This window comes from Sphingomonas benefaciens (genome assembly GCF_052907485.1).
Window position 1 is genome coordinate 121,434 of record NZ_JBREIC010000002.1, and the last position, 21,643, is coordinate 143,076.

Genomic DNA, 21,643 nt, shown 5'->3' on the forward strand with positions numbered 1-21,643 from the left:
CGTCAGCGTGGCGAGCAGCTGGCCGTCGAAGCGGCGAGCCGATCCTCGTAATTGAGGCGGCGGCCGGCCTGGGCGCGCATGGCCTGGGCCTTCGCACCAGGCGCGCGCGCCGCCCATTCGGCCGCCGGCACCTGCTGGTTGAGCGGCGCTACCGGTGCCGGTCGGTCGACGACGCAGCCGACGGCGACGGCGACGGCCGCTTCACGGTACTGGATCTCGGGCTCGACCTTCGTGCGGCCGGCGCAGGCGGCGAGCAGCAGCAGGCTAGAAGCCATCGTGATAGAGCGCATCGAGCACCGCATTGCATTCCTCCACCTCGGCTTCGGCCGAGCGACGTTGGGTTCGGGTTTCGGCATCGCGAGCGCGCTGGATCCACACGTCGCGTTCCCGGGCGGTGGCCTCGGCGAGCTGGCGATCGCGAGCGCTGATCGCGGCGAGCCGCGCGGTCTCGGCGCCGGCGGCCTTGATCGAGGCCGTCTGGCGATCGACGACGCTGCGCGCCTCGTTGCGCTCCAGGCGGTACCGATCGCGCAGCACGCCGATCGCCTCGATCGTCACCGGCGCCGCGGCCACGTCGACCTTGCGGCCGGTGGTGAGGTCGATCGAGACGAGGATCCTCGACAGCGCCGCCTTGTAGCCGGCGCGAAGGTGGTCGACGCGGGCGCCCCAGAGCAGGGCGAGGAGCAGCGCGGCCAGGAGGCCGGCGCCGATCGCGCGCTGGATGGCACTGAGCGCGCCCATCATGCGAGCCCCGTCAGGCAGATCTGGCGCTCGCGCTTGCGGCGTGCGGCCAGGCCGGGGAGCACGCGGCCGCCGGCGCGATCGTAGAAGAGGAAGGCATCGCAGCCCTGCCGCCAGGCGCCCGCCTTGAAGCGGCGCGCGGCCGTCGACCGGCAGAAGGTCGGCCAGCCGATGTTATAGGCCAGGATCACCGAGGCAGCGGCCTGGTTCGGCCGGCCGTAGAGACCGGGCACGCACGCGACGACGTGCTTGGCGGTGTCAGACAGCTCTGCCTCGAGCATCGTCGCGCACTGCGCCTCGGTATAGGTCTGCCCCATCCGGATATTGCTCGTGATGCCGTCGCAGGCGGTCGGCACCTTCACGGCGTCGAGGTAGGCGCGCAGATACTGCGGCCCGGAGATATGGCGGACGCTCGCCTTGCCATCCGGCGCGATCGTTACAGCGACCTTGCGGCCGCTCTCCTCGGCCGGAATCGCGGTCATCACCAGCGAGGCGCCGGCGAGCGAGCCGAGGATGCCGGCGAGCCCGCGCACGGCGAGCTGCTTCACGTCAGCCAATGTCCTGATCCTTTCGGGCACGCCGGCGGCTCAGGAAGCTGCGGACGGTGTCGGTTTCGAAGATGCGGATCGTGGTCCACACGATGGTCACGGCCGCGGCGATCGCCGGCAGCGCCTGGGCGACGGTGCCGACGACAATGCCGATCGACACGAAGTCGAACGACCATTTCGCCGCGCCGGGGATGTCCTCGAGCGTCATGGCGTTCTCCAGGGATGGAAGCGCGGAAGGGCGGCCGGCCGCGCGAGGCGACCGGCCGAGGGTGTTATTCGGGCCGGGGCAGCTCGATCTGCTTGGACGGGTGATCCTGATCGAGGCCACCGCCACCGCCGCCACCGGGGACGGCCTGGTCGTCGGGGCGGCCGCGCAGCACGCGGCTCACCCACGCGAGGAATCGCGCAAGGAGCTTCTTCATTGTCTCGTCTTTCTGCTGTGGTGGAAGGCTAAAGATCGGTGACGTCGACGACGATCAGGTTGGTCATCGGGTTGGACCAATAGACGGTCGCCGGGTCGGGCTGCGGCGCGTAGCCAGGTGTCTGCCCGATCACGTCGTCGAAGCTGACGGGGTCGACGCGGACCGTCGCCCCATCGACCCAGGTGCCGAGCAGCTTGCCGTCGTTCTGGCGTGCCCAGGTGTGATAGCTGCCGTCATAGTTGCCGTCGTCGAGTATCAGCAGGCCATCACGGTACAGCGCCTCGGTCGACGAATTGTAGCCGGCGATCGTCGGCTGCACGACGGCATAGGTGCGTCCCGACGGATAGCTGACGCTCGCGCTGGAATTGTAGAGGCCTGCGTTGAGCGTCGGCACGTCCATGATGCGCAGCGCGTCGCAGTTGCTGTTGTAGAGCATCCGGAGGCTGTCGGGGTCCTTCAGGCGAAGCCCGTCACCGCCTGTCGGGATGTTTTCAGGCAGATCGAAGATCCAATAGTCGACCGGCTGGCCCGTCGCCGTCGTGCCGCAGCTGTAGATCGCATAGACCTGGCCGCCGATCGTGATGCTACCCCATTTGGCAACCGCAAAGCTGGTGCTGCGCACCGCGATCAGCCGGGTGGTGCCGGACGGATTGTTGGGGATCAGGATGACGCTGCGCCCGGTGTTGCCGACCCGATAGTCCGTGCGGGTGGTGACGGTGCCCTTCCCCGCCAGCTGGAAGCATAGGCCGCCCCTGAACAGCTGGATGATCCCGGTGTTCTGGTCGCGGATGCAGAGCTTCGGCCCGGTCATCGGCGGCAGCGGGCCGCTGCCGGGCTTCACGCCGAGCAGCACTCGGCACGGCGGGTGCTGCCAGTCGGCGCCGGCGCTGGCCATCGGATAGTGCCAGTAGAAGGTGTTCCCCGAGAAGCTGAAGGACGGGTAGACATTCTCACGGGTGAAGCTGACCCCGCCGCTCATTGCGACGGCAAAGGGCGTTCCGATCGCGAGCAGCGGATGCCCGAACGAACCATCCTGCGCCGAGCCGGCCCCGCCGATGTCGAGCGCCGCGATGAAGCTGCCGGACCGCGTCGTCGTGTCGAACAGCGTGCGGCCGGTGTTCCGGTCCCGGAAGATCACCGGCATCAGCCAATCTCGACATAGGTGATGCCGCCCGGCGTCGTCATGGTGATGCCCGACGTGGCGCTGATCGAGATGATGTTGCCGCCACCGTTCTGATTGAGGAACCGCGTGTCGCCGATGATGTCGACCGCGGCACCGTTCGCATTGTCGGACCGAATGACCACCTGCGCACGGCCGCCGGACGTGACGGCGGAGAAATCCAGCCGCGCGGCCGACAGCTTGCCCGCCGCATCGTTGGCGGCCGACAGCGCCACGCTCGCTCGGCTGTACGCATCGCCGGCCTGCGTCGAGACGTTCTGGACGGATTGCGCGACGGGGCCGACCTTCGCGTCGGCGATGGCGTTGGCCCGGTCCTCGATCCGGGCATTGAGGCTGGCGACGGTGCCATTGTTGACGCTGTCGATCCGGCCATTGACCGCGTCGACATAGCTGTTGAGCGGGCTGGCCGCGGTGCGGTTCAGCTGCGCCTCGACGGTGTTGACGCGCGACGCCGCAGCGTAGCGGTTCGGCAGATCGGCGACGACGTCCTCGGTGGCCCGCACCCGCGCGGTGACGCTGACGAGGTCGGCCGCGTTCTTGATGCCGGCGATGTCGCCAGGGCTCGCCGGGCGAAGCGACAGCTTCGACCAGACGATTGCGTGCGAGGCGATGGCGCGACCGAAGCCGGACCAGCCCTGCATCGCATGGAGATTGACCGTCTGGCCGGTCCTCTCGTCGATACTCACGGCCTTGGACCAGGTGCGGATCTGGCCATCGACGCTGTCGCCGACCCGGCCGTTGATGTCGGGGTCGGACAGGAAATCGAGGTTCCATTGGCCGCTCAGCGTCACACCAGCGCCGCTGAGACTGCCCGACACCCGGCGAGCGGTGACCTCGATAATCCAGAGGCCCGGCGATACGGGCACTACCTGCCAGAAGCCACAGTCGAGACCAGCGCTGGCTTCCGTCCGGACGCCGTAGGGCGAACCGAGATCACTCCCCACGCGCTGTACGATGTACGACGCGGGCGGCGGAGTTGTCGGCCAATCGATCCAGCCGGTCGCGTATCGCTGCCCGTCCGTCCAATAGGCGAAGCGATCGTTTCGGGCCGCCGCCACGCCAGCCGAGGCCGCGGCCTCCAGCACGGTCGCCCGGCCGGCATAGCCGCTCAGATCCGTCGACAGGCCGGTGATGCGCTGATCGAACGTGCCGAGCGTCTGGTTGACCCCGGTAAAGCGGGTGTCGACGCTGGTCGAGAGGTTCGCCACCGCCTGCGAGGCGTTCGCCGCGCTGGTCGCCGCCTGATCAATCCGGGCGCTGGCGGCGAGTTGGGCGCCGCGGCTGTTCCCTACCGCATAGGGGTTCCAATTGGTCTGCCCCTCGCGCGCTTCGCCGACATAGGGGTGCCACCACCACGCATAGCTGTCCCCCTTATCGGGAAACGTGTCGTACTTGCGCAGCACCATGCGGGCGTAGACGGCCGATGCTGGCGCCTGCACCGCCTTGAGCCCGTTCTGATCCCAGCCCCGGATGTCACGGCCGCCGTTGTCGTAACGGGGCGCCATGTTCTCGCCCGAATACCCGATGAAAGCGCCGCTCACATCGTAGTAGAACAGCGTTACCCAGTTGCGCGCGCGATGCGACGAGGAAAAGACGTAGAACTGGTACCAGGCGCTCGGCTGCACGGCGAATGGCGCGCTCATGACTTCGCAATACGCGCCGGCATTATTGCCCACCTGCCGGAGCGTCATCACATCTTCGACGCCGCCCGGAAACCAGTCACTGCCCGATCCATTGCGCGACAGCGTGGTGCCCGGAAGCGCTACACTGAGCGACCAGCCATCCAGCGTCGTGAACTCGCTGCCTGGGATCAGATTGCCACCCGACCGGGTGAAGCTCGCCGAGACGCTGTCGAGCCGCTGCCCGATCGCAACGTCCGCGGCGATATAGGCCTGCTCGACCCGGCTGACCTCCGACCGTGCAACGCTGTCGACGCCTTCGCTGCCACCGCCGCCTTGTGCGACAAGAGCATCGATCCGCTGGCTGAGCGACTGATCGGCATCCGACAGCGACGCGACCGAGTTGGTAATCCGGCTGTTCGTCGCCCGATCTAAGCCCTGGTAATCGGTGGTGACCTCGGTGATCTGCTGCGCGATCGACCGCTGCGCATCGCTAAGCGCCGTCTCGGTCCGCGCGATCCGGGTATTCGTGGTGGCATCGAGGCCGCGATATTCGGTCTCGGCGTCCTCGACCCGCTGCGTGATCGCTCGCTTGTCGTCTGCACGCGCGGTGTCGACGTCGTTGATCAGCGCGCGGACCGCCGTGTCGTCATAGCCGCCGTTGGCGGACAGGTTCTCGATCCGCTGCGCCAGGTCCTCTTCGGCACCCTGCGCGCGAGCGGCTTCGGCGAGCATATCGCCGACCGCCTTGTCGAGGTCGCCGCGCGCCGTCGCCAGCCGGGCGTCGACGTCCTGCACGGCCGCCGCGGCATCATCCCGCACTTGGCCGATCGCCGCGGTCGCGTCCTCGACGGCCTTCTGCACCTGCGGGATCTCGCCGATCGCGCTGAGAATTTCGCCCGCCGGCTTGCCGCCGACCGCCTCGGTGTCCTTGGACGTGTTCTCGCTGGTCTTGTCGGCGTTGTCGGCGGGCTTGGTGCCATCGGGATCGCCGACGTCCGGCCAGTCGATCGCGCCGATGAGTGGGGCGACATCGGCCGCCTCGCTCAAGCCCTCGATCGACAGCGACAACTTGCTGACGCCCTCCGCGATCTCGATCGAGAAGTCCTTGAAGAAGCCGTAGACGGTGAGGCTGTCACTGCCGACGTCGCCGATCCACAGCGCCGGCCGGGCTCGCACTGCGGCGATGCGCGCGGCGACCAGGTCGACCGCTGCGCTGTCGATCAGCGCCCGCGCCGTCATCCGCTTGGCATAGGTGCGCGGCGTGACCGTCGTCTCGCCGAACTGGTCGGTCTCCTTCACCGAATAGTCGGTGATGCCGGCCGTCGGCGATGCCTCGGTGATGCCGATCCCGCGCAGCGCGCCGATCAGCAGCGTGCCGATCGAAACGGTACCGTCACCGCCCATCGTGCGGTCGGCCCAGCGCCCGCCATCCTGCCATACGTCGTTGTCCGACCACACCGCCGGCGTGCCCGCGATCGCCGCGGCCGTGGCGGTGACGAGGATCGGGCCGCCGATCGCGACATCGAGGTCGGCGAACAGGACGCTGCCGCTGGCATCGACGTCCTGCGTCCGGTCATAGCCGGGGGCCTGAACGCGGATCGAGCCGGCGTCGGTGTCGAGGATCGCGAGGCCCGTCACCACGCTCGGCGGGTGCAGCGAGACGATGATATCGTCGGCGCCGTGAGTTTTGGTGCCGAGCGCCTGGTCGAACATCGCCCAGGTGTTGGTCGGGCCGGTATCGACCCAGCGCGTCGCATCCTCGACCGGATCGTGCCCGACATTGGCGTCGAAGAGGCTTTCCCAGATCCGATGGTTGCGGATCGCCTGCGCGCCCTTGGCATAGGACACCGACGCCACCCAGGCAGCGGTGCCGCCCTCGTCGATGTTGCTGCCGGCGAACACGCTGGTATCGATCGCGATCGGATCGAGCAGCAGTAGGGTCGAGGCGTCGCCGGCGGGCGCTGCGTCCATGCCGGTCTCGACGGTGTCGATCGTCGAGACCAGCCCCTCGACGGTCAGCGTGCAGTAACTCAGCGGCGGTACCGCCAGATCGAGCTCGAACTCCTTGAAGAAGCCGCGCACCGACAGGCTGGCGATATCGTCGTCGGCCACCCACAGGGCGGCGGTGGCCCGAATCGCGGCGAGCTGCTGCTGCACGCGATCGACGTCGGCCGACGGGATGGCGAGGCGCACGGACATGCGCCGGGCAAAGCCGCGCTCGACCACCGTCGTGATACCGAAAGCATCGGTGTCGCGGCGGCTATAGTCGATGATGCCGATCGTCGGCGCCGTCTCGACCGTGCCCAGCTCGACGACCGAGCCGTCGTCCAGTTCGACCCGCATCAGCCGTTCGCCACCGCAACGGCGGTACCGCCGCTGGGCCCGGTCACGTTTTCGAGGATCTTGGCCGTCTTGTTGACCCCGCTGGCGATCGCCGCGCTGCCCGCGTTGTTCTCCCGGCGGAGCTGATCGACGTCCGCGCGGAGGCCGCGGATCTCGGTCACCACGTCATCGTTCGCCGCGGCGGCCGTTGGTGATGCGCCCTGGCTTTCGGCCGCCGCGGTCACCTTGTCGCTGGTCGACGTCGCCTTCTGGCCGGTCGAAGAGCCAATCACGCCATAGGTCGCCTCGAGCATGGCTGCCGTCTGTGCCTGGATGCGCGCCAGCTCCTGCCGGCTGGTCGCCACGTCGGCCGCCTTACCGAGCAGCGCCTGGCTGAGCGCCGGCAGGCTCTTGGCCGCGTCCTGGTCGCCGGCGCGGGCCGCCTGGTTCGCGGCGTTGAACTGGCCGAGCAAGGTCGCAAAGGTATTGCCGCCGCTCGCATCGGTGAGGCCGCGGATCCGCTTCACCTCGTCCATGATGCTGTCGCCGACGCTAGTCCACGCCTGGCGCAGCTCGTCGGCCGCCTTGGCGGCGTCCTGCGCGTCCTGGATCGCATAGATCTGCTCCTGCAGGGCGCGGTTGCTGGCATCGAGCTTGGCAAGGTCGAGCGCACGGATCGCGGCGGTGTCGCCGTTCAGCTCGAGCAGCTGACGCTGCAGCCCCTCGCGCTCCGACAGGATATCGGCCGCGCTCTTTGCGCCATCCATGGCCGACTTGAGGTCGGCGAACGCCGGCGCCAGCTTCAGCAGCGTGGCATAGGTCGCCTGGCCGGCGGCCGTAGTCAGATCCTGCGCCTCGACCAGCTGGCGGAAGGCGGCAAGCGACGCCGGCATCGCCAGCCCGAGGCTGTCGAACACCTTGGACAGCTGCGCGCCCTTCGCGGCCGCCTGCTCTTCCTTGGTGTAGAAGGCCGAGAAATAGCTGTCGACGGCGCTGGTGAGGTCGCTGATGCTGTCGAACTGGTCGGCCAGGCCGAGCTTTGCATCCATGCCGAGCGAGCGGGTCGACGCGCCAAGCTGGTCGAGCGCGGTGGTGACCGCCTCCACCGTCGACGACACCCGCACCAGCGTCTCGAAGGCGCCCTCGCCCACCTTCTGGAAGCGCTCGATCCCTGGGAACGCCGCGGCGGCCATCTTGTCGGCCGCCGCGCCGAACACCGCCGACAGCTTCTCTTGGATTTGCTCGCCGGTCAGCCCCTTGAGGTCGATCTTGCCGATGTCGACGACGAAGCCGTTCAGGCGGCTCTGGATCTCCTGCGTCGACTGGCCGAGCGGCACCGCGGCCGCGCCGATCGCGTCGCTGAACGAGCGCAGGATCAGCGTGAACTGGCTGGCGAGGTTAGGATTCATCGAGCCATACTGCGTCGACGTCTTCTTGCCCGTCGTAATGCCGAGGAACTTCGATGTCTTCTGCACATCGGCATAGGTCTGGGCATTGAAGCCGCCCGACAGGATGCTGCCGAGCGACTGCGCGCTGCCATAGAGGCCGTTGGCCAGGATATCGGTCTTGCTGCCGAACAGCGACGACAGGAAGCCACCTACGAGCGGGATGGCGCCGAGCACCGACCCGATCGCGTTCGGCTTGAACCCTTCCGTGACGCCGACCTGCGTCGCGGTGTCGCCAGAGCGCACCACCAGCGAGGCGACGTTGCCGATCCGGCTGTCGATCGACTTCAGCGAGGCGCTCATCTCGCGCGCATAGGAGTTGGTCAACGTGTCCACCTCCTTTAGCGCGTCGATCGAATTCTTGATCGAGGCGGACTGCGCCTGGCTGTTGCCGAGGACCGTGCCGGTGCCGGTGTTCGCCGGCGTGACGTTGCTCTTGCCACCCGACAGGCCGCCGACGACCGACACGCCGATGCCGGCGAGCGCGGCGATCGTCGCGGCGCCGGCTGCAATGTTGAGCGGGAACGGCAGGCTGCTGATCGCCTTCACCACCGCCTCGACGGCATGCGCGGCGGTGCGCGCGGCGCTGCTCGCGATCTTGCTGCCGGTCTCGATCGCATCCTGCGCGATCGCGCGGACCGACAGGGCGAACTGGACCAGGCGGAAGGCCTTCTCGGCGCCGGTCAGCACCTTGTAGCCGTCAGAGCCCTCCTTGAAGAAGCCCTTGGCGGCTGCCGCCATGTCACCGAACGCGCCGATCTGCAGCGACGAGGAGCGCATCGCGTAGAGCTGCTGCTCGTGGGCGATCTGCTTCTGATCGGTGCCGGCCTTGCGAAGCGCGGCCTGGTGATCTTCCTCGAGACGCGCCTGCTGCGCGTAATAGCCGGTGATCGCGGTCAGGGCGTCGCCGACCGCGGCGCCGGCGTCGCCGAAGGCGTCCGCCATGCCGCGGGCGGCCTGCTGCGCCGACCGATCGATCTCGTCGAACAGCTCGGAGGAGCGGCTGAGCGATGCGTTCCAGGCGTCGGTCTTGTCCGTTAGCTGCTGCTGCGCGACCGCGATCTCGACCTGCTGCTTCACATAGGCGTCGGTCTGCGTCGGGTCATAGCCCTTGGCCTTCGCTTCGTTGGTCGCACGGATCGTGGTGAGCGCCTTTGCGCGCTCCATGTCGGTCATGCCGACCAGCCGCATTTCTTCGCGCAGCTCGTCGAGGCGCTGCCGCGCGGCCTGATCGTCGGCGTTGAACGAGGCGGTGGTCGCGGCGCCGGTGGCCGCCGCGCGCGCCGCCTGCTGGTCCTTCAGCGCCTTGGTCGCACGCTCGGCCTGCTCGGTCAGGCCGCGCTGCTGCGCCGCCTCGATCGCGGCGAGCAGCGGCAGATCGGCGATCCGGTCGCGGACCAGCTCGGCCGCGCGCTCCGCCGGCACCAGGCCGGCCTTCACCTGTGCGTTGATCGCCTCTTGCGCGGCGGTCTGCTCGCGCGAAGCCGTGGTGCCGCGTTCGGCGTCGGATACGCGCTGCGCAATCGCCAGGCCAACCTGACGGTTGATCGCCGCAGTGACGTCCGCCTGTTCCTTGATCGCGTGGCTTTCGGCCTTCACGGCCGCCTCGGCGATCAGCGCGGCGCCGCCCGACTTCCCGTAGGCGTCGGCTAGGGCATAGAGATTGCGGGTCTGCGCTTCGATGGCCTCGGCCTCGCGCGCCAGCTCGGCCGCCTTGTTGGCCTCCTTCCGGGCCTCGGCCGCGGCACGGTTCGACTCCTTGGTGCCCTCGCGCTTCGCCGCGGCGGCCGCCTTCTGCGCCGCCTCGGCCTGATTCACGGCGTTGGTTGCTGCAGTGAGATCCTGGCGATACTTCACCAGCGCCGCCCCGCCCGCCTTATCGGCCGCAGCGGCACCCTGCTGCACGATCGCCAGCTGCGCACGAGCCTTGAGCAGTGGCGTTGTCGCGGTGGCCAGGGCAACCTGCTTGTCGATGAGGGCGGTCGTAGAACCCGCAAGTGCTGTGGTGTCGCCCCCCAAGGCACGTAGCTCGCGGCCGAGCTTCTCGTTCTCGCGCTGCGCCTGGATCGCAGCACCGGCCTGCGTCGACAGATCGAGATTGAGCTTCTTCAGATCGGGTCGCGTCGTCGTGGCGAGCTTGTTGATGCTCTGCGACAGCTTGTCGACGTTGCCGCCGGCGTCACGGATCGCGCGCTGAACGTCCGGATCGGTGACACCCATCGACATCAGGGAGACGTTGGCGGTGCCAACGCCCGCGGACGGTGCCTTGGCCGTGTAAGTCTTGCGAGCCATCTCGAAGGCAGCGTTTCTGCCTTCGGTGATCGCCTTGGCGTTCGCCGCAACCTGCGCCTGACGCGTCAAGATCGCGTTCAGCACAAGAGTCCGATTCTGCTCGGTCAGCTTCCCGGTGGTCGTATCGATGAAGTTGCCGATATCCGACTGACGATCCTGGAAGGTCTTCAGCCCCTCGGCGGCCTTCTTTGCCGCGTCATCGGTGTCGAACAACTTGGCGACGAGTGGACCGAGCACGGTGATGCCGACCATGATGGCGGCGCCCCACGGCCCCGCCATGAACGATGCAAAGGCGCCAAGCTTTGAGCCGGTATTCTGGACCTTTTCGGCCACACCGATCGCACGATCGCCGAGCCCGCCCATATCGGTGCCGGCCTCTTCGCTGGCGCCTCCGACGGACTTGATCTCCTTCCCCGCTTCTCCGCTCGCCATCGAAATGCGGTTGAGCGCGTCGAAGATCTGGCCGCCCTGCTGGGAAAAGATGCGGAGGAGACCGCTCGGACCACTCACGGTGGAGAGCTGCGCGCCCACGTCCTGGATCTGATAGCCGAGATCCTGGTAGGCGTAGCGGAGCGCGTTGGACTTTTCTGCTGCCTGGCCGTGGCTGCTCGACGTCTGCTCGAGCAGCTGCTTCTCGATCCGAAGCTTGGCGCAATAATCGTCGAGCGAGACGACGCCGGCACCTAGCAGGGTGCGCGCCTCTGAGATCTCGTGATTGAAGCGCTGCTGCGCCGCGTAGACAGGATCCACCGATACGCGCAGGCGCTCCCCAGCGCGAGCCAGCTCCTCTTCCGCCTGTGCTGCCGCCGCGGCCTCCCGCTGCTGCTCCTGGTAGGCGCGCATCTTCGTACGCGCATATGCCTCGAACTGCTGCACGCCGAGCGCGGCGGATCGGTTCGCTTGGGCGACGGCCTCGATCGCGGCAGCCTCTTGCTGGGCAGCCCGGGCTGCTTCCTCCGATGCCGCGGTTCGTGCGGCCCCCAAAGTACGCTGTGCCACAGCGAGGCGCTCAACTGCATCGGTGTTGCCCTGAGCTGCCGCCTGTGCCCGTAGTTCCTCGGCAAGCGCCGTCTGACGCTCCTGACGGGTCCGGCCGATCGCCGCGGCCTCTCGATCCATTTGAGCGACCAGGCGCTCGATCGCCTTCTCGGTCGTGTTGATCTCACGCGTCAGCTTCGCCTGCTCGCCGGATGCGGCAGGCCCCGTCGTGCTGACGGTGGTGTTGGCGAGCGCGCGATCGAGCGCTTCCTTGGCGGCGCCGACCTGGCCGAGGTCGCGCTTCATGTCGGCGGTAGCCTTGGCGGTCGTATCGGCGAGCTGGCGCACGTTCGCCGACGAATCGGCGACGTCGATCATGCCCTTGGTCGCCTTCTCGATCGCGAGCGCCTGGCCGAGGATCTTCGCCTCGGTCGACTTCATCAGCGCGTCGAGCTGGGCGAGCTGGGCAATGCTGTCGCCGGCATCGATCATGAAGCCGACGCCAAAGCCGGGCAGTTCGTCGGTCATGGCGATCCTCCCCGAATTTGGCGGCGGTTGGTGGTGATCAGCCGAGCACGCTGCGCAGAGCGTCCTCGTCGGCCTCGCGCTCGCGCGCGCTGATCGCAGTCCGCCAGGGCGGCGGGCAGGCCTCGGTTTCCGCGCGCCGGCTCTCGGCCAGATATGCGGTCGAGAGGCGGCGCAGCAGGCGCGCCTCCCACGGTTCGATCGGCACGCCGGTAGCGCGCTTCCATGCCTCGATCGTCAGCCAGGAGATCGGGCCCGCCCCCATGCCGGCAGCTTCCGTCAGACCGATCTCGATCAGGCGGTCGGTGATGTGCGGCGCCGGATTGGGGGGCATGCGCGGCTCAATCTTGCGCGCCTTGAACTTTTCGATGCGGCTCGGCCGCGGCGCGTCAGGCTCGATCTGGCCGCGCTTGCTTCGGGCATCCGGCTTTGGCGTGGCATGAAGCCACGCCAGTTGCCGGATCCAGAGCGTCAGCCGTTGCTCGAGCTGGCGCTGAAGTTTCCCCAATCGCCGAAGAACTTCGCCACCTGGCGGGTGATGAAGCCGAGCGCCTGGTCGGAATAGACGGCGACGTACAGCCGCTCGCCGGACAGGCTGCCATCGCCATAGGTGAAATTCTCGAAGCCGGCGGTCAGCGCTGCGAGATCCGCGGCCGTCTCGGCCTTGCGCTCCTCGGGTGTGCCGGCGGTGATCTTGCCGTCGTTATCCTGCATCCGCTTCAGCGAACGGGCGGTCTGGCGCCCCTCGACGACGCTGGCGATCTCGCTGCCCGGGCTGTGCAGCAGGATACGAACAGGCAGCGTGCGCTCTTCGTCCGCATAGAGCGGCTCGCCGGCCGCATTCTTGACGTGCAAAGCGGCCACAGCGGCGACGCCCAAGGTGGCGATGTTCAGAAGCTTGGTCATGGTGATGATCCTTCGCGGGAGGATGGCGCACCGACCCGCCCCGCATACCCGCGACGAGCGGGGCGAGCCGGTGCAGAGAGGCCGGCGTCGCGGGCGCCGGTAGGGAAAGGGGCGGCCGCGCAGGAGGCGCGGCCAAGCTTAGGCGTCAGGCCGGAGCTTAGGCGGCCGGGACCTTCACGATCTTCGTGCAGATCTCGATCGACGGCGCGGCGGTGACCATCGAGTCGGCGCCATCGGCCGTCTCGGGCATGCCGAACACACGGCCCTGGAAGTAGCGCTTCGCGCCATCCTGGAACGTGACGCAGAACGAGTAGAGCTTCTGGCTCTCATCGGCGCCGGCGGTCTGCAGGAGCGTCTGACCGGCGTCGGTGCTGTCGATCGCGATGGTCGGCTGCAGCGCGCCGTAGTCGACCGAGCCCTTGAACTTCTGCTTGGCGCCCTTCAGCGGCTGGAACTCCACCTTGGCGAAGCTGGGGCCGAACGAGCCGAGCTTTTCGACCTGGCCGATCTCGGTGAAGCTGAGCGCGGCAAAGCCGGTCGCGTCCGAGGTAGCCGGCGAAGCGACGGAAATGGCGAGCGTCGAGCCCGCCGCAGTCTGCGATCCCATGATAGTCCTTTCATTTGGGATTGCCGGCGAGCCGGCGGATGATCGGCCGCCAGGCGGCGGCCGCGCGGGTTACTTGCTGCCGCGGCGCGCCGGGGGCGTGGCCTCGCCGGCATCGGCCGCCGGCGCGTCGGTGGGCTCGGCCTTGACCAGGCCGGCGGCCTGGAAATTGGCGAACTCGCCTGCGGTCAGGTCGACAGCTTGGCCGACGGTGAAATTACGCTCGCTACCGGCGTCGCTGAAGTCGCGCGTCGGCATGGCGCGCACGGTCTGGGATTCGGCGTCGGACATGGTCAGTCTCCTCGTGGGTTGGGCTTGTCGAAGCTCGCCCGGAAATCCTGCGCCTGCTCGAAGCTATCGCCCGGGCCATCCATGTCGGGGCCGCGGCCGGCAGTGAGCACGGCGTAATTGGTGGCGCCTTCGATGCTGCCGGTGCGATCGGCGCAGGCCTCGACGACCAGGTCGAGGATGCGGATCTGCTCATCCCAGCTGCTGGCGCGGACGGTGACGGAGACGCGATCGTTGGTGCGGGTCGTATCGCCGCGGCGCAGGCGCTGCCGCTCGGCGCTGCTGATCGTCCGGACGAGCAGCGCGGGAAGCGCAATGTTCGCAGGGAGCCGGCCGCCCTTGATCCGCTCGATCGGCACCTCCTCGACCAACGCGGCGTAATCGCGCAGCAGCGCGCCGACGATATCGGCTCCGGTCATGCGTCTGCCTCGATGTCGGGCCCGCTGATCACGCCGGCGCGTGTGATCCGCTTCGCCATGTAGGCGAGCATGGCGGGCACGATCGCATCCATGTTGGCGTCGTAGGCGGGGCGGAGGAACGGGAAGGCGCGAGCGCCAGAATGATAGACGGTTGGGCCAACGGGCGTGCCGTTGATGAAGAGCGAGGCGTGCAGGGCGGCATCGCCATCCTTCAGGCGCCGGTTCGCTCGGGCAGCCGTCACGCCGAGGCGGACATTCGCCACGCTGATGAAGTGCGGCGCCGTACCATATTCGAGCCAGCGGCCGACGGATGATCCCGGCCCTTCCATGGTGATCTTGCCGCGGATGATCGTGCCCTCGCGGCGGATGCGGATCTTCAGCGCATCGGCGATCAGCGCGCTGCCGCCATTTGCCGTGTCCACCCGCTTGCTGCCGAGCAGCTCCCGGGCAGCATCCGCCACCACCTGGCCGCCGGCGCGCCCGGCGCCGGGCAGAATTCGCTCAAGGAAGAGCTCGGGCAGATCTTTCAGCTGGCGGCCGGACGTCCGCCCGCTGCGCTTCTTCGCCATCAGGCGGCGTTACCGGCCGGGCGGACTTCCTCGAGCATCATCTCGAGCGCGGCGCGGCGGCCGACCGTCGCCGGCCCGGAAATGATCTGCAGGACGCTGTCACCATCGATGACGCGGCAGTCGGGGGTGATGTCGTCCCGCCATTCCATCCGGAGGCGCGCGCGGCGGATCGAAACCGGCATGCCGCCGGCGGGCAGCTCGCCGCGGCTCGGCAGCTGATCGCGCAGCTCGACCCACTCCTCGGCGACGGGCGACCAGCCGCCGGCGCCGGCGCCGCGGAAGCTGACATCGGCGATCGGCCGCTCGAATCGGACAAACGTGTCGCGGTTGCCCGCCGGGAGCACGATCATGCGACGGACAGCCGCTGGTGGCGGCCGATCATCGCGCGGAGCTGGTCGTCGGTGAGCTGCGGCGCTTCGCGGTTCACGTAGAAGTCGGACAGCGCGAGCTTGGCGCAGTGCGTCACCAGCGGCGGGACATCCGCCGGCGTCGCCCATCCGTCGGCCCCGATCAGCGGGCGGCCGAGGAAGGATACGATCCTGTCCTCGGCCGCCATGATCAGCGGCGCGAGCATCGCGTCGGTCACGCTCGAGCTGACGCGCAGGTGCTGACGCGCCGCGGCGATCGTCAGCACAACGCCATCGATCACGGGCGCGTCAGCCATGACTTAGGCCGCCGGCGCCGTCGACGCTGCGGCCGCCGCCTTTTCCGCCTTCGGCGAGTGACGCTCGGCGAACTTCTGCTCGATCAGGCGCGCCTCGACGTCCTTGTCGAAGCTCGCGACCTCGTCCTTGTTGTACAGCGTGCCCTGCTGGCAGGGCTTCAGGAACTTCACAGCCATGTCGGCTCTCCATGCGCAAAGGGCGCCCCGTGGACGCCCTTCGCTAGGTCGGTGGATGGTGGGTTAGGCTCAGTCGGCCCAGGTCACGCCCTGAAGCACCGCGAAGGCGGCGTCGTAGCGGAGCTGAGTGTCATGCTCCTCGATGAGGCGGATCACCGTCTCGTCGTTCGAGAAGGCCGAGCGCATCGTGCCGTTGTCGTCGTAGGCGGCACTGTCCGAGGCGGCGAGGGTCACCTGATAGGTGTCGCCGATCAGATACTGCTCGAAGTCGCCGAAGTAGATCTCCGACTCGTTCGTGCCGGCGCCGAGGTTGTCGGGCACCGAGGTGGTGACCAGGATCGGATAGATCCCGTACCGACCTTCCGCGACTTCCGGGAACGCCTTGTTGCCGTTGCCGTCCCGGATGTTCTCAAGGAAGCTCTGGGTGCGCGGCGACATGATGTACGCGCACTTCGACATCGGCACATTGGCATTGACCACGCGCAGCTTCAGCCGAGCCATGTCGGACGTCACCGTCGCCAAGTCCGGATTGGCCGTCATGGTCAGCTTGTTGCCGGCCGGGATCATCGACAGCAGGCCCGCCGGCGTCAGCTGGCCACCGACGCCGCGGAGGAACTGCTGGTCCTCCTTAATCGCGGCCGAGGTGACCAGGTCGTCACGCACCAGCGTGTCGACGCCCCAGGAGGCGCGGCGCAGCAGCTGGTTGGTGATCGGCACCAGCGCGCGCAGCGTCTTGGCCGTCATCGTCAGCGTGCCGACGGTCAGGTCGGTGGTCGGCGCCGGCGAGCGCTCGCCGACGTAGCCGGCCGTGGTCGAGCCGGTCTGCTTGCGCATGGTAATGTTGCCATCGGGCATCGGCACCGAGCGAGCGCCGGCCTGGCGGATCACGACGCGCGGGCGCAACAGGCCGATGAAGTCGCGGCTATAGGCCGTGTCCACCAGATAGCCGCCCTTCGTGTTGGTCGACTGCTCCATGTTGGCGACGATCTGGCCGGTCTCGTCACCGAAGACCTTCTGCGCATGGTCGGCCATCTGGCGCTGGTCGTTGCCGCCGGTCGCAGCGATCGCGATCGCGACGCGGCCGACCATCGCGCCAGGCTCCATCTTCTCCTTCACGGCCGCCGGCACGGTGCCGGTCTGGCCGCCCTGCGGGCCGCCGGGCACGGTGATCGGCTTGGCAACCGCCGCCTGGCGATCGAGCAGATCCTGCTCGACGGCGATCTTGCCCTTGAGCTTCTCGGCATTGGCCTTGTGGTCGTCGAAGGTCGCCTGTTCCTCGGCGGTGAGGTCGCGATCGCCATCGGTCGCGGCCGCGCCGAGGATTCCGTCCATGGCCGACAAGGCGGCCGCAAGGGCAAGGTTGAGCGCAGTGATGCGCATAGTCACGTCTCCTGGGTTGAAATGCGGGTGTTCGGGATCAGCTGCGCAGCTGCGCGAGCGTCAGGGCATTGGCCGCGCGATCCCGGCGCGGTGTGGCAGGGCCGGCCTTCGTCAGCCGGCGGATCGCGCCGTCCAGGCCGTCGGCCTCGATCCGGTCGACCATCCCGGCCGCCTTGGCCGCCTTGCCGGTGAGGGTGCCGCCGGCGCCGAACTCGCGCCGCACCACCGCATCGGTGACGCCGCGACCGCGCGCGACGCTGGAAATGAATATCTCCTCGATGCCGTCGAGCATCTGGCGGATCTGCGCCTGGCCTTCCTCGGTCGAGAGATCCGGGCGCTTGTTCGGCGCATTGGAGCTGGCGATGTCGAGGTCGCGCCGGCCGTCAGCGCCAGGCTGCACCTGGTACGACGTCGAGATCAGCACGCCGATCGAGCCGACGATGCCGGTGGGATCGAGGCTCATGCCGCCGGCGGCCGAGCTGCCGATCCAATAGGCGGCCGAGCAGCACATGCCGGTGATGTGCACCGACACCGGCTTGGCCGAGCTGGCGACCAGGCGGGCGAAGTCGTTGACCTGGGCGACAGCGCCGCCCGGGCTGTCGACGACCATAAGGATCTGCCGGACTTCCGGCGAGGCGTTCAGCGCCCGCAGATCCGCCGCGGCGACGTCGAGCGAGGTCGCGCCCGACAGATCGGTCATGATGTTGGCGCGCGGGAAGATCGGGCCGGTGACCGGCAGCATGCCGACGCCATCGCGCAGCATCGCCTTGCGGGTGCCGGGCGCCCGCTCGCCCATCTGGGCGACGGCCGAGATCTGGCGCTCCTGGTGACCGTCATCCTTCACCGCGAGCAGCGCGGGATGATCGAGGACGCGCAGCGCGACCTGCTCGATCGCCTCGAGATAGCCGGGCATGATCGCCCAAGGCTGCGAACGGATCGCGGCCAGAACGTGCTGGTTCATTCTTGCTCCTCGTCGTCGGCCGAGCGCTTCGGCTTCGGCTTCGGCTGTTCGGGCGGGCGGTGATCGACCGGCGCGGGCGGCTCCTGGCCTTCGAGGATCGATCCGGATCCGACGCGGAACTGGTCGCCGCCCTCGCGGCCGTTCCAGTTCTCCCGCCGGCGGACCTCGTTGGGATTGAGAAAGCCCTTGTCGATCGCCAGTCCGTAGGCGGCATAGCGGCTCGCCAGGTCGCCCTTCAGCAGCGCGTCCGGCAGGAATTCGTAGAAGTGGCCATCCTCAGCGAACTGGTGCGTCGCGGCCGCGGCGACCCGCTCATAGTGGAGCATCATCGAGTAGAGGATCAGCTCGAGGCTCTGCTGCTCGATGTTCGAGAAAGTGGCCCGGCTCAGCTCGAACACGATATGCGGGGGCACGCCGAAGGCGCGCGCAACCTCGACGACGTAGAAGGCGCGGACCTCGATATACTGGCTCTTCGCGTTGTCGTGCGCGAGGAACTTGGCGTCCATCTCCTGGTCGAGCACGGCGACGGCGCCGGCGTTGCGCGGTCCCGAGAAGCGGCTCTGCCAGTCGGTCTTGATCTGGGTCTTGGCGCCGGGCTCCATCTTGCCCTTGGCCGTCAGGATGGTCGACGGCTGCGCGTTGTTCTCCCAGAAGCGGGCGGCGAACGCCGATGTTGCGGCCGCCGCCTGGAATGTGTCCTGCAGCACCTTCAGGCGATCGATGCCGACCAGGCCGTCGCGCGAGAAGCCGGGCACGAACCACAGGTCGTTGCGGGTCAGCCGCTCGCGGCTGCCGTCTGGCAGTGAGGTGTCGTAGAACACCTCGAGCCCGTTCTGCTTGTCCCAGCTCGTCGCCGGCGCGATACCGCGCGGATCTACCCGGGTCAGCTTCTCGGGCCGGTAAAGCGTATCGCGGTGGATGTAGCCGCCAAAGCCGCCGGACATGATGATGTCGCCCAGCATCAGCTCCTTGAACAGGAACGCATTCTGGACGTCGTTCGAGCTGGTCCGCAGCATCTTCGCCTGCGGCGCGTCGTCGACGCGGATCTTGTCCTCGCCCTGGCGGCGATAATAGATCAGCGGGGTCATCGCGAAGAGGCCGGTCAGCACCTCGAGCGCGCGGAGCACCGCCGGCAACGACAGGGCCGCCTGCTCGCCGATCGCGCCGCCCCGGGTACCGCCGAGCAGGTTCAGCACGGTGAAGCCGTCGGGATCGTTCATCCCGTCAGCCGCCGCCCCGATCGACTGCCCCACCGCCGGCGCCGGCGCAGCGACGTTCTGGCCGGCGCGACGCGCCTCTGCTTCTGCCGCACGTCGCGACAGCTGGTACCCGCTGATCGACATGCTCAGATCCCCGTATATTCGAACGTGTTGGTGCAGGGATTGCGCGTCATCAGCACCACCGCGTTGAAGCCCGCCAGCAGTGGGTCGATCTTGGCCGTCCCCGACACCTGCTTGGTGATCAGGATCGCACTACCGCGCGGCTCGACCTTCGCATTGCCGACGCACCAGTTCATCAGCTCCTGCCCCGCGTGGAGCAGCGTGCCGTCCTTCAGCTTGCGCTCGGAGCCCTTAATCGCGCCGGTGAGGCGGAAGCCCTGCGGCACCGCCACCAGCTGCTCGGCCGTGAAGCCGCGCCCCATGATCTCATCGACCAGCGCGGCAACGCCCTGCGGGTCGAGCCCGATCGCCGCCTCGTCCGGGAATAGGCCCCGATCCTTCACCAGCTCGAGCAGATCCGCGACCTCGACCAGGTCCTGCGTTGGATCCTCGCACCGAACGAGCGTCTGATCCTTCACGAAGCCGTTAAGGCGGCTGACGATGTCCTTGCGACGCTCGAACACGTCGAGGTGGGCCCAGGCGCGGTTCCACATCAACCAGGTGCGAGGATCCGCGCGGAGGCGGCCGAGCAGCGCCAGGCCGAAAAGGTCGTCGAGGCCGCCGCCATCAATGCCGGCGACGGCGACCTCGACCAGCTCGAGGAATTGCTCGAGCGATCCATCCCACAAATCGACCGCGGCTTTCGCCTGGGCCCAATAGGTGGCGCCGATCCAGGCATCGTGACGCAGGCCGACGCCGATCTCGACGTTCAGGTGCTTGGCGAAGAACACCTGCTTGGTGCCGTCCTCCGCGTTGGTGATTTTAGCGAACTCGTCCTCGAGCCACGTCTGGCTGACCGATCGGCCAAGGTTGGGGTTGGTGACGTAGAAGTTGGCGGGATCGAGGTGCTCATCGGCCGCGAGCATCTCGGGCGGGAATTCATAAAGAACCGGCAGGAACTTCCGGTTGGTCACCACCCCGTCGCGGACGTCGCGCGCATAGGCGAGCTTGTCCTTGAAGACGCCCGCCGGCGGCTCGTCCGACTGCGTCGTCAGGTAGAGCGTGTAGCCCTCCGGCCGCGACACCTGCCCGCCCGTCGCCTCGCGCAGCATCGCGTCCGCCGTTGCCTTCTTGCCGAACAGCCATAGCTCGTCGACGAGCACGCGGCTGGCCTTCTTGCCCGACACCGTCGCCGCGTCGGCCGCCACCACTTTCAGCGTGGCCTTGGTCTCGCGGTTGGTGATGAGCCGGACGTGCTCCTGAATATGGAGCAGATCAAGCAGCTCCTCGTCCGCGCGGATCATGTCACACGCGGGCTTGAAGCTGTTGCCGGCAACCTCGATCGTCGGCGCGAGGATCAGGTTCTCGTCGGACGGTCGCCACCCGCAGATCAGCTCGGTGAGCATGATGCCGGCCGCGATCGTCGACTTCGTGTTCTTCTTCGAGACGAGCAGCATGCCCTCGCGGATCATCTGCTCGCCCGTTTCGGGGTTGTAGGCGCCGAAGATCGCCGCGGCGAAGTCCAGCAGCCATTCGTCGGCCGACTCGCCGATCGTCCAGGTCTCGTCCGTCGCCGGGTTGATGCCGAGGTCGGCGATCCGCAGCGCGGTGAACACCGCCATCTTCGCCTCGGCCGACGCTGGAAACAGCGGGGTGAACGGGATCAGCGTGCGGCGATCGCGGATCCTGCGCTTCCAATCCAGGCAGGCCGTTGACCAGGTGACCGACATGTCAGTTGATCGACCTGGTCGGCGCGCCGATCGTGCCGAACTTCCGCCCGGCGGCCGCCGCGCGATCCTGCGCCTGCGCCTTCTTGCCCTTCGCCGGGCCGCCGGCCTCGTTGATCGTCTTCAGCGCGCTGGCAAGGTTCTTCGCGATCTGCGAGCGCGCCGGCAGCGACACAGCCTTCATCATCGCGTCGCGCCGCTGGTCGTTCTCATCGTTGGCGGTGGCGATCTCGATCACCTCTTCCAGCTCGCCCTGATAGCTGGTGACCGTATCCAGCTCGTCGAGCATGCGGGCGACCAGCTGGCGCGCATGATCGACGATCTCGCCGTTCTCGACCGGCGCCGGCGGCTCGATCGGCTGCGCGATCGCCGGCCGCGGTACCGGCAGCAAAGTGCGCACTGGTTCGCGGGTGCGAACCGGCCTTTCCCACCCTTCCGCCTTCGCGCGCTTGCGAATAGCCGCTTCCGAGATCTCGTATCGATCAGCTATTTCGCGGATCGAGTCTTCGCCCGCCAAGTATTCGCGCTGAATTCGCGACCATTCGTCAGCAGTT

The 21,643-nt window shown here is 68.0% G+C and carries 22 protein-coding genes; all 22 read right to left on the reverse strand.

Translation table 11 applies throughout. The annotated features are described in order from the left end of the window. Nucleotides 1-2: 2 nt before the first annotated feature. Nucleotides 3-275, reverse strand: coding sequence for a hypothetical protein (locus tag ACU5AX_RS09035; protein WP_446690599.1), 273 nt, complete (start codon nucleotides 273-275; stop codon nucleotides 3-5). Continuing rightward, the gene (locus ACU5AX_RS09040) at nucleotides 265-744 is read right to left on the reverse strand and encodes a nucleotide exchange factor GrpE (protein ID WP_446690600.1); all 480 of its coding nucleotides are present in this window, start codon (nucleotides 742-744) and stop codon (nucleotides 265-267) included. Before ACU5AX_RS09040 ends, ACU5AX_RS09035 begins: the two co-directional genes overlap by 11 nt. Beyond that, the gene (locus ACU5AX_RS09045; protein ID WP_446690941.1) at nucleotides 741-1,289 is read right to left on the reverse strand and encodes a lysozyme; all 549 of its coding nucleotides are present in this window, start codon (nucleotides 1,287-1,289) and stop codon (nucleotides 741-743) included. Before ACU5AX_RS09045 ends, ACU5AX_RS09040 begins: the two co-directional genes overlap by 4 nt. A 1-nt stretch (nucleotide 1,290) precedes the next feature. Beyond that, entirely contained in the window at nucleotides 1,291-1,497 is a 207-nt protein-coding gene (locus ACU5AX_RS09050; RefSeq protein ID WP_446690601.1) for a hypothetical protein, read from the reverse strand. Between the two features lie 64 nt (nucleotides 1,498-1,561). Next, nucleotides 1,562-1,711, reverse strand: a complete 150-nt coding sequence (locus ACU5AX_RS09055) for a hypothetical protein (protein WP_446690602.1) — start codon at nucleotides 1,709-1,711, stop codon at nucleotides 1,562-1,564. A gap of 28 nt (nucleotides 1,712-1,739) precedes the next feature. Next, a complete protein-coding gene (locus ACU5AX_RS09060; RefSeq protein WP_446690603.1) occupies nucleotides 1,740-2,855 on the reverse strand; it encodes a hypothetical protein in 1,116 nt (371 codons plus the stop codon). Continuing rightward, nucleotides 2,855-6,856 (reverse strand): coiled-coil domain-containing protein, encoded by a 4,002-nt coding sequence (locus ACU5AX_RS09065; RefSeq protein ID WP_446690604.1) that lies wholly within the window; start codon nucleotides 6,854-6,856, stop codon nucleotides 2,855-2,857. Before ACU5AX_RS09065 ends, ACU5AX_RS09060 begins: the two co-directional genes overlap by 1 nt. After that, complete coding sequence (locus ACU5AX_RS09070) at nucleotides 6,856-12,078, reverse strand: hypothetical protein (RefSeq protein ID WP_446690605.1); 5,223 nt, start codon at nucleotides 12,076-12,078, stop codon at nucleotides 6,856-6,858. The genes ACU5AX_RS09065 and ACU5AX_RS09070 overlap by 1 nt, the downstream gene beginning before the upstream one ends. 37 nt (nucleotides 12,079-12,115) lie before the next feature. Beyond that, entirely contained in the window at nucleotides 12,116-12,583 is a 468-nt protein-coding gene (locus tag ACU5AX_RS09075; protein WP_446690606.1) for a phage tail assembly chaperone, read from the reverse strand. Then, the gene (locus tag ACU5AX_RS09080; RefSeq protein WP_446690607.1) at nucleotides 12,547-12,981 is read right to left on the reverse strand and encodes a hypothetical protein; all 435 of its coding nucleotides are present in this window, start codon (nucleotides 12,979-12,981) and stop codon (nucleotides 12,547-12,549) included. The genes ACU5AX_RS09075 and ACU5AX_RS09080 overlap by 37 nt, the downstream gene beginning before the upstream one ends. Before the next feature lie 157 nt (nucleotides 12,982-13,138). Then, the gene (locus tag ACU5AX_RS09085; protein WP_446690608.1) at nucleotides 13,139-13,588 is read right to left on the reverse strand and encodes a hypothetical protein; all 450 of its coding nucleotides are present in this window, start codon (nucleotides 13,586-13,588) and stop codon (nucleotides 13,139-13,141) included. A gap of 69 nt (nucleotides 13,589-13,657) precedes the next feature. Further along, entirely contained in the window at nucleotides 13,658-13,876 is a 219-nt protein-coding gene (locus ACU5AX_RS09090; RefSeq protein WP_446690609.1) for a hypothetical protein, read from the reverse strand. A 2-nt stretch (nucleotides 13,877-13,878) separates the two neighbouring features. Then, nucleotides 13,879-14,292, reverse strand: coding sequence for a hypothetical protein (locus ACU5AX_RS09095; RefSeq protein ID WP_446690610.1), 414 nt, complete (start codon nucleotides 14,290-14,292; stop codon nucleotides 13,879-13,881). Then, nucleotides 14,289-14,861: an HK97 gp10 family phage protein gene (locus tag ACU5AX_RS09100; protein WP_446690611.1), complete on the reverse strand. Its 573-nt coding sequence runs from the start codon at nucleotides 14,859-14,861 to the stop codon at nucleotides 14,289-14,291. The genes ACU5AX_RS09095 and ACU5AX_RS09100 overlap by 4 nt, the downstream gene beginning before the upstream one ends. Then, nucleotides 14,861-15,211, reverse strand: a complete 351-nt coding sequence (locus tag ACU5AX_RS09105) for a phage head completion protein (protein ID WP_446690612.1) — start codon at nucleotides 15,209-15,211, stop codon at nucleotides 14,861-14,863. The genes ACU5AX_RS09100 and ACU5AX_RS09105 overlap by 1 nt, the downstream gene beginning before the upstream one ends. Then, on the reverse strand, nucleotides 15,208-15,525 hold the full coding sequence (locus tag ACU5AX_RS09110; RefSeq protein ID WP_446690613.1) for a head-tail connector protein: 318 nt from the start codon (nucleotides 15,523-15,525) through the stop codon (nucleotides 15,208-15,210). Before ACU5AX_RS09110 ends, ACU5AX_RS09105 begins: the two co-directional genes overlap by 4 nt. 3 nt (nucleotides 15,526-15,528) lie before the next feature. Then, on the reverse strand, nucleotides 15,529-15,702 hold the full coding sequence (locus ACU5AX_RS09115) for a hypothetical protein (protein ID WP_446690614.1): 174 nt from the start codon (nucleotides 15,700-15,702) through the stop codon (nucleotides 15,529-15,531). Nucleotides 15,703-15,771: 69 nt separating this feature from the next. Next, nucleotides 15,772-17,082, reverse strand: coding sequence for a phage major capsid protein (locus ACU5AX_RS09120; protein ID WP_446690615.1), 1,311 nt, complete (start codon nucleotides 17,080-17,082; stop codon nucleotides 15,772-15,774). A 37-nt stretch (nucleotides 17,083-17,119) separates the two neighbouring features. Next, nucleotides 17,120-18,043, reverse strand: coding sequence for a S49 family peptidase (locus ACU5AX_RS09125; protein ID WP_446690616.1), 924 nt, complete (start codon nucleotides 18,041-18,043; stop codon nucleotides 17,120-17,122). Further along, a complete protein-coding gene (locus tag ACU5AX_RS09130) occupies nucleotides 18,040-19,386 on the reverse strand; it encodes a phage portal protein (RefSeq protein ID WP_446690617.1) in 1,347 nt (448 codons plus the stop codon). The genes ACU5AX_RS09125 and ACU5AX_RS09130 overlap by 4 nt, the downstream gene beginning before the upstream one ends. Nucleotides 19,387-19,388: 2 nt before the next feature. Next, nucleotides 19,389-21,092, reverse strand: a complete 1,704-nt coding sequence (locus tag ACU5AX_RS09135; RefSeq protein ID WP_446690618.1) for a terminase large subunit — start codon at nucleotides 21,090-21,092, stop codon at nucleotides 19,389-19,391. A 1-nt stretch (nucleotide 21,093) separates the two neighbouring features. Beyond that, nucleotides 21,094-21,489: a hypothetical protein gene (locus ACU5AX_RS09140; protein ID WP_446690619.1), complete on the reverse strand. Its 396-nt coding sequence runs from the start codon at nucleotides 21,487-21,489 to the stop codon at nucleotides 21,094-21,096. Nucleotides 21,490-21,643 lie beyond the last annotated feature (154 nt).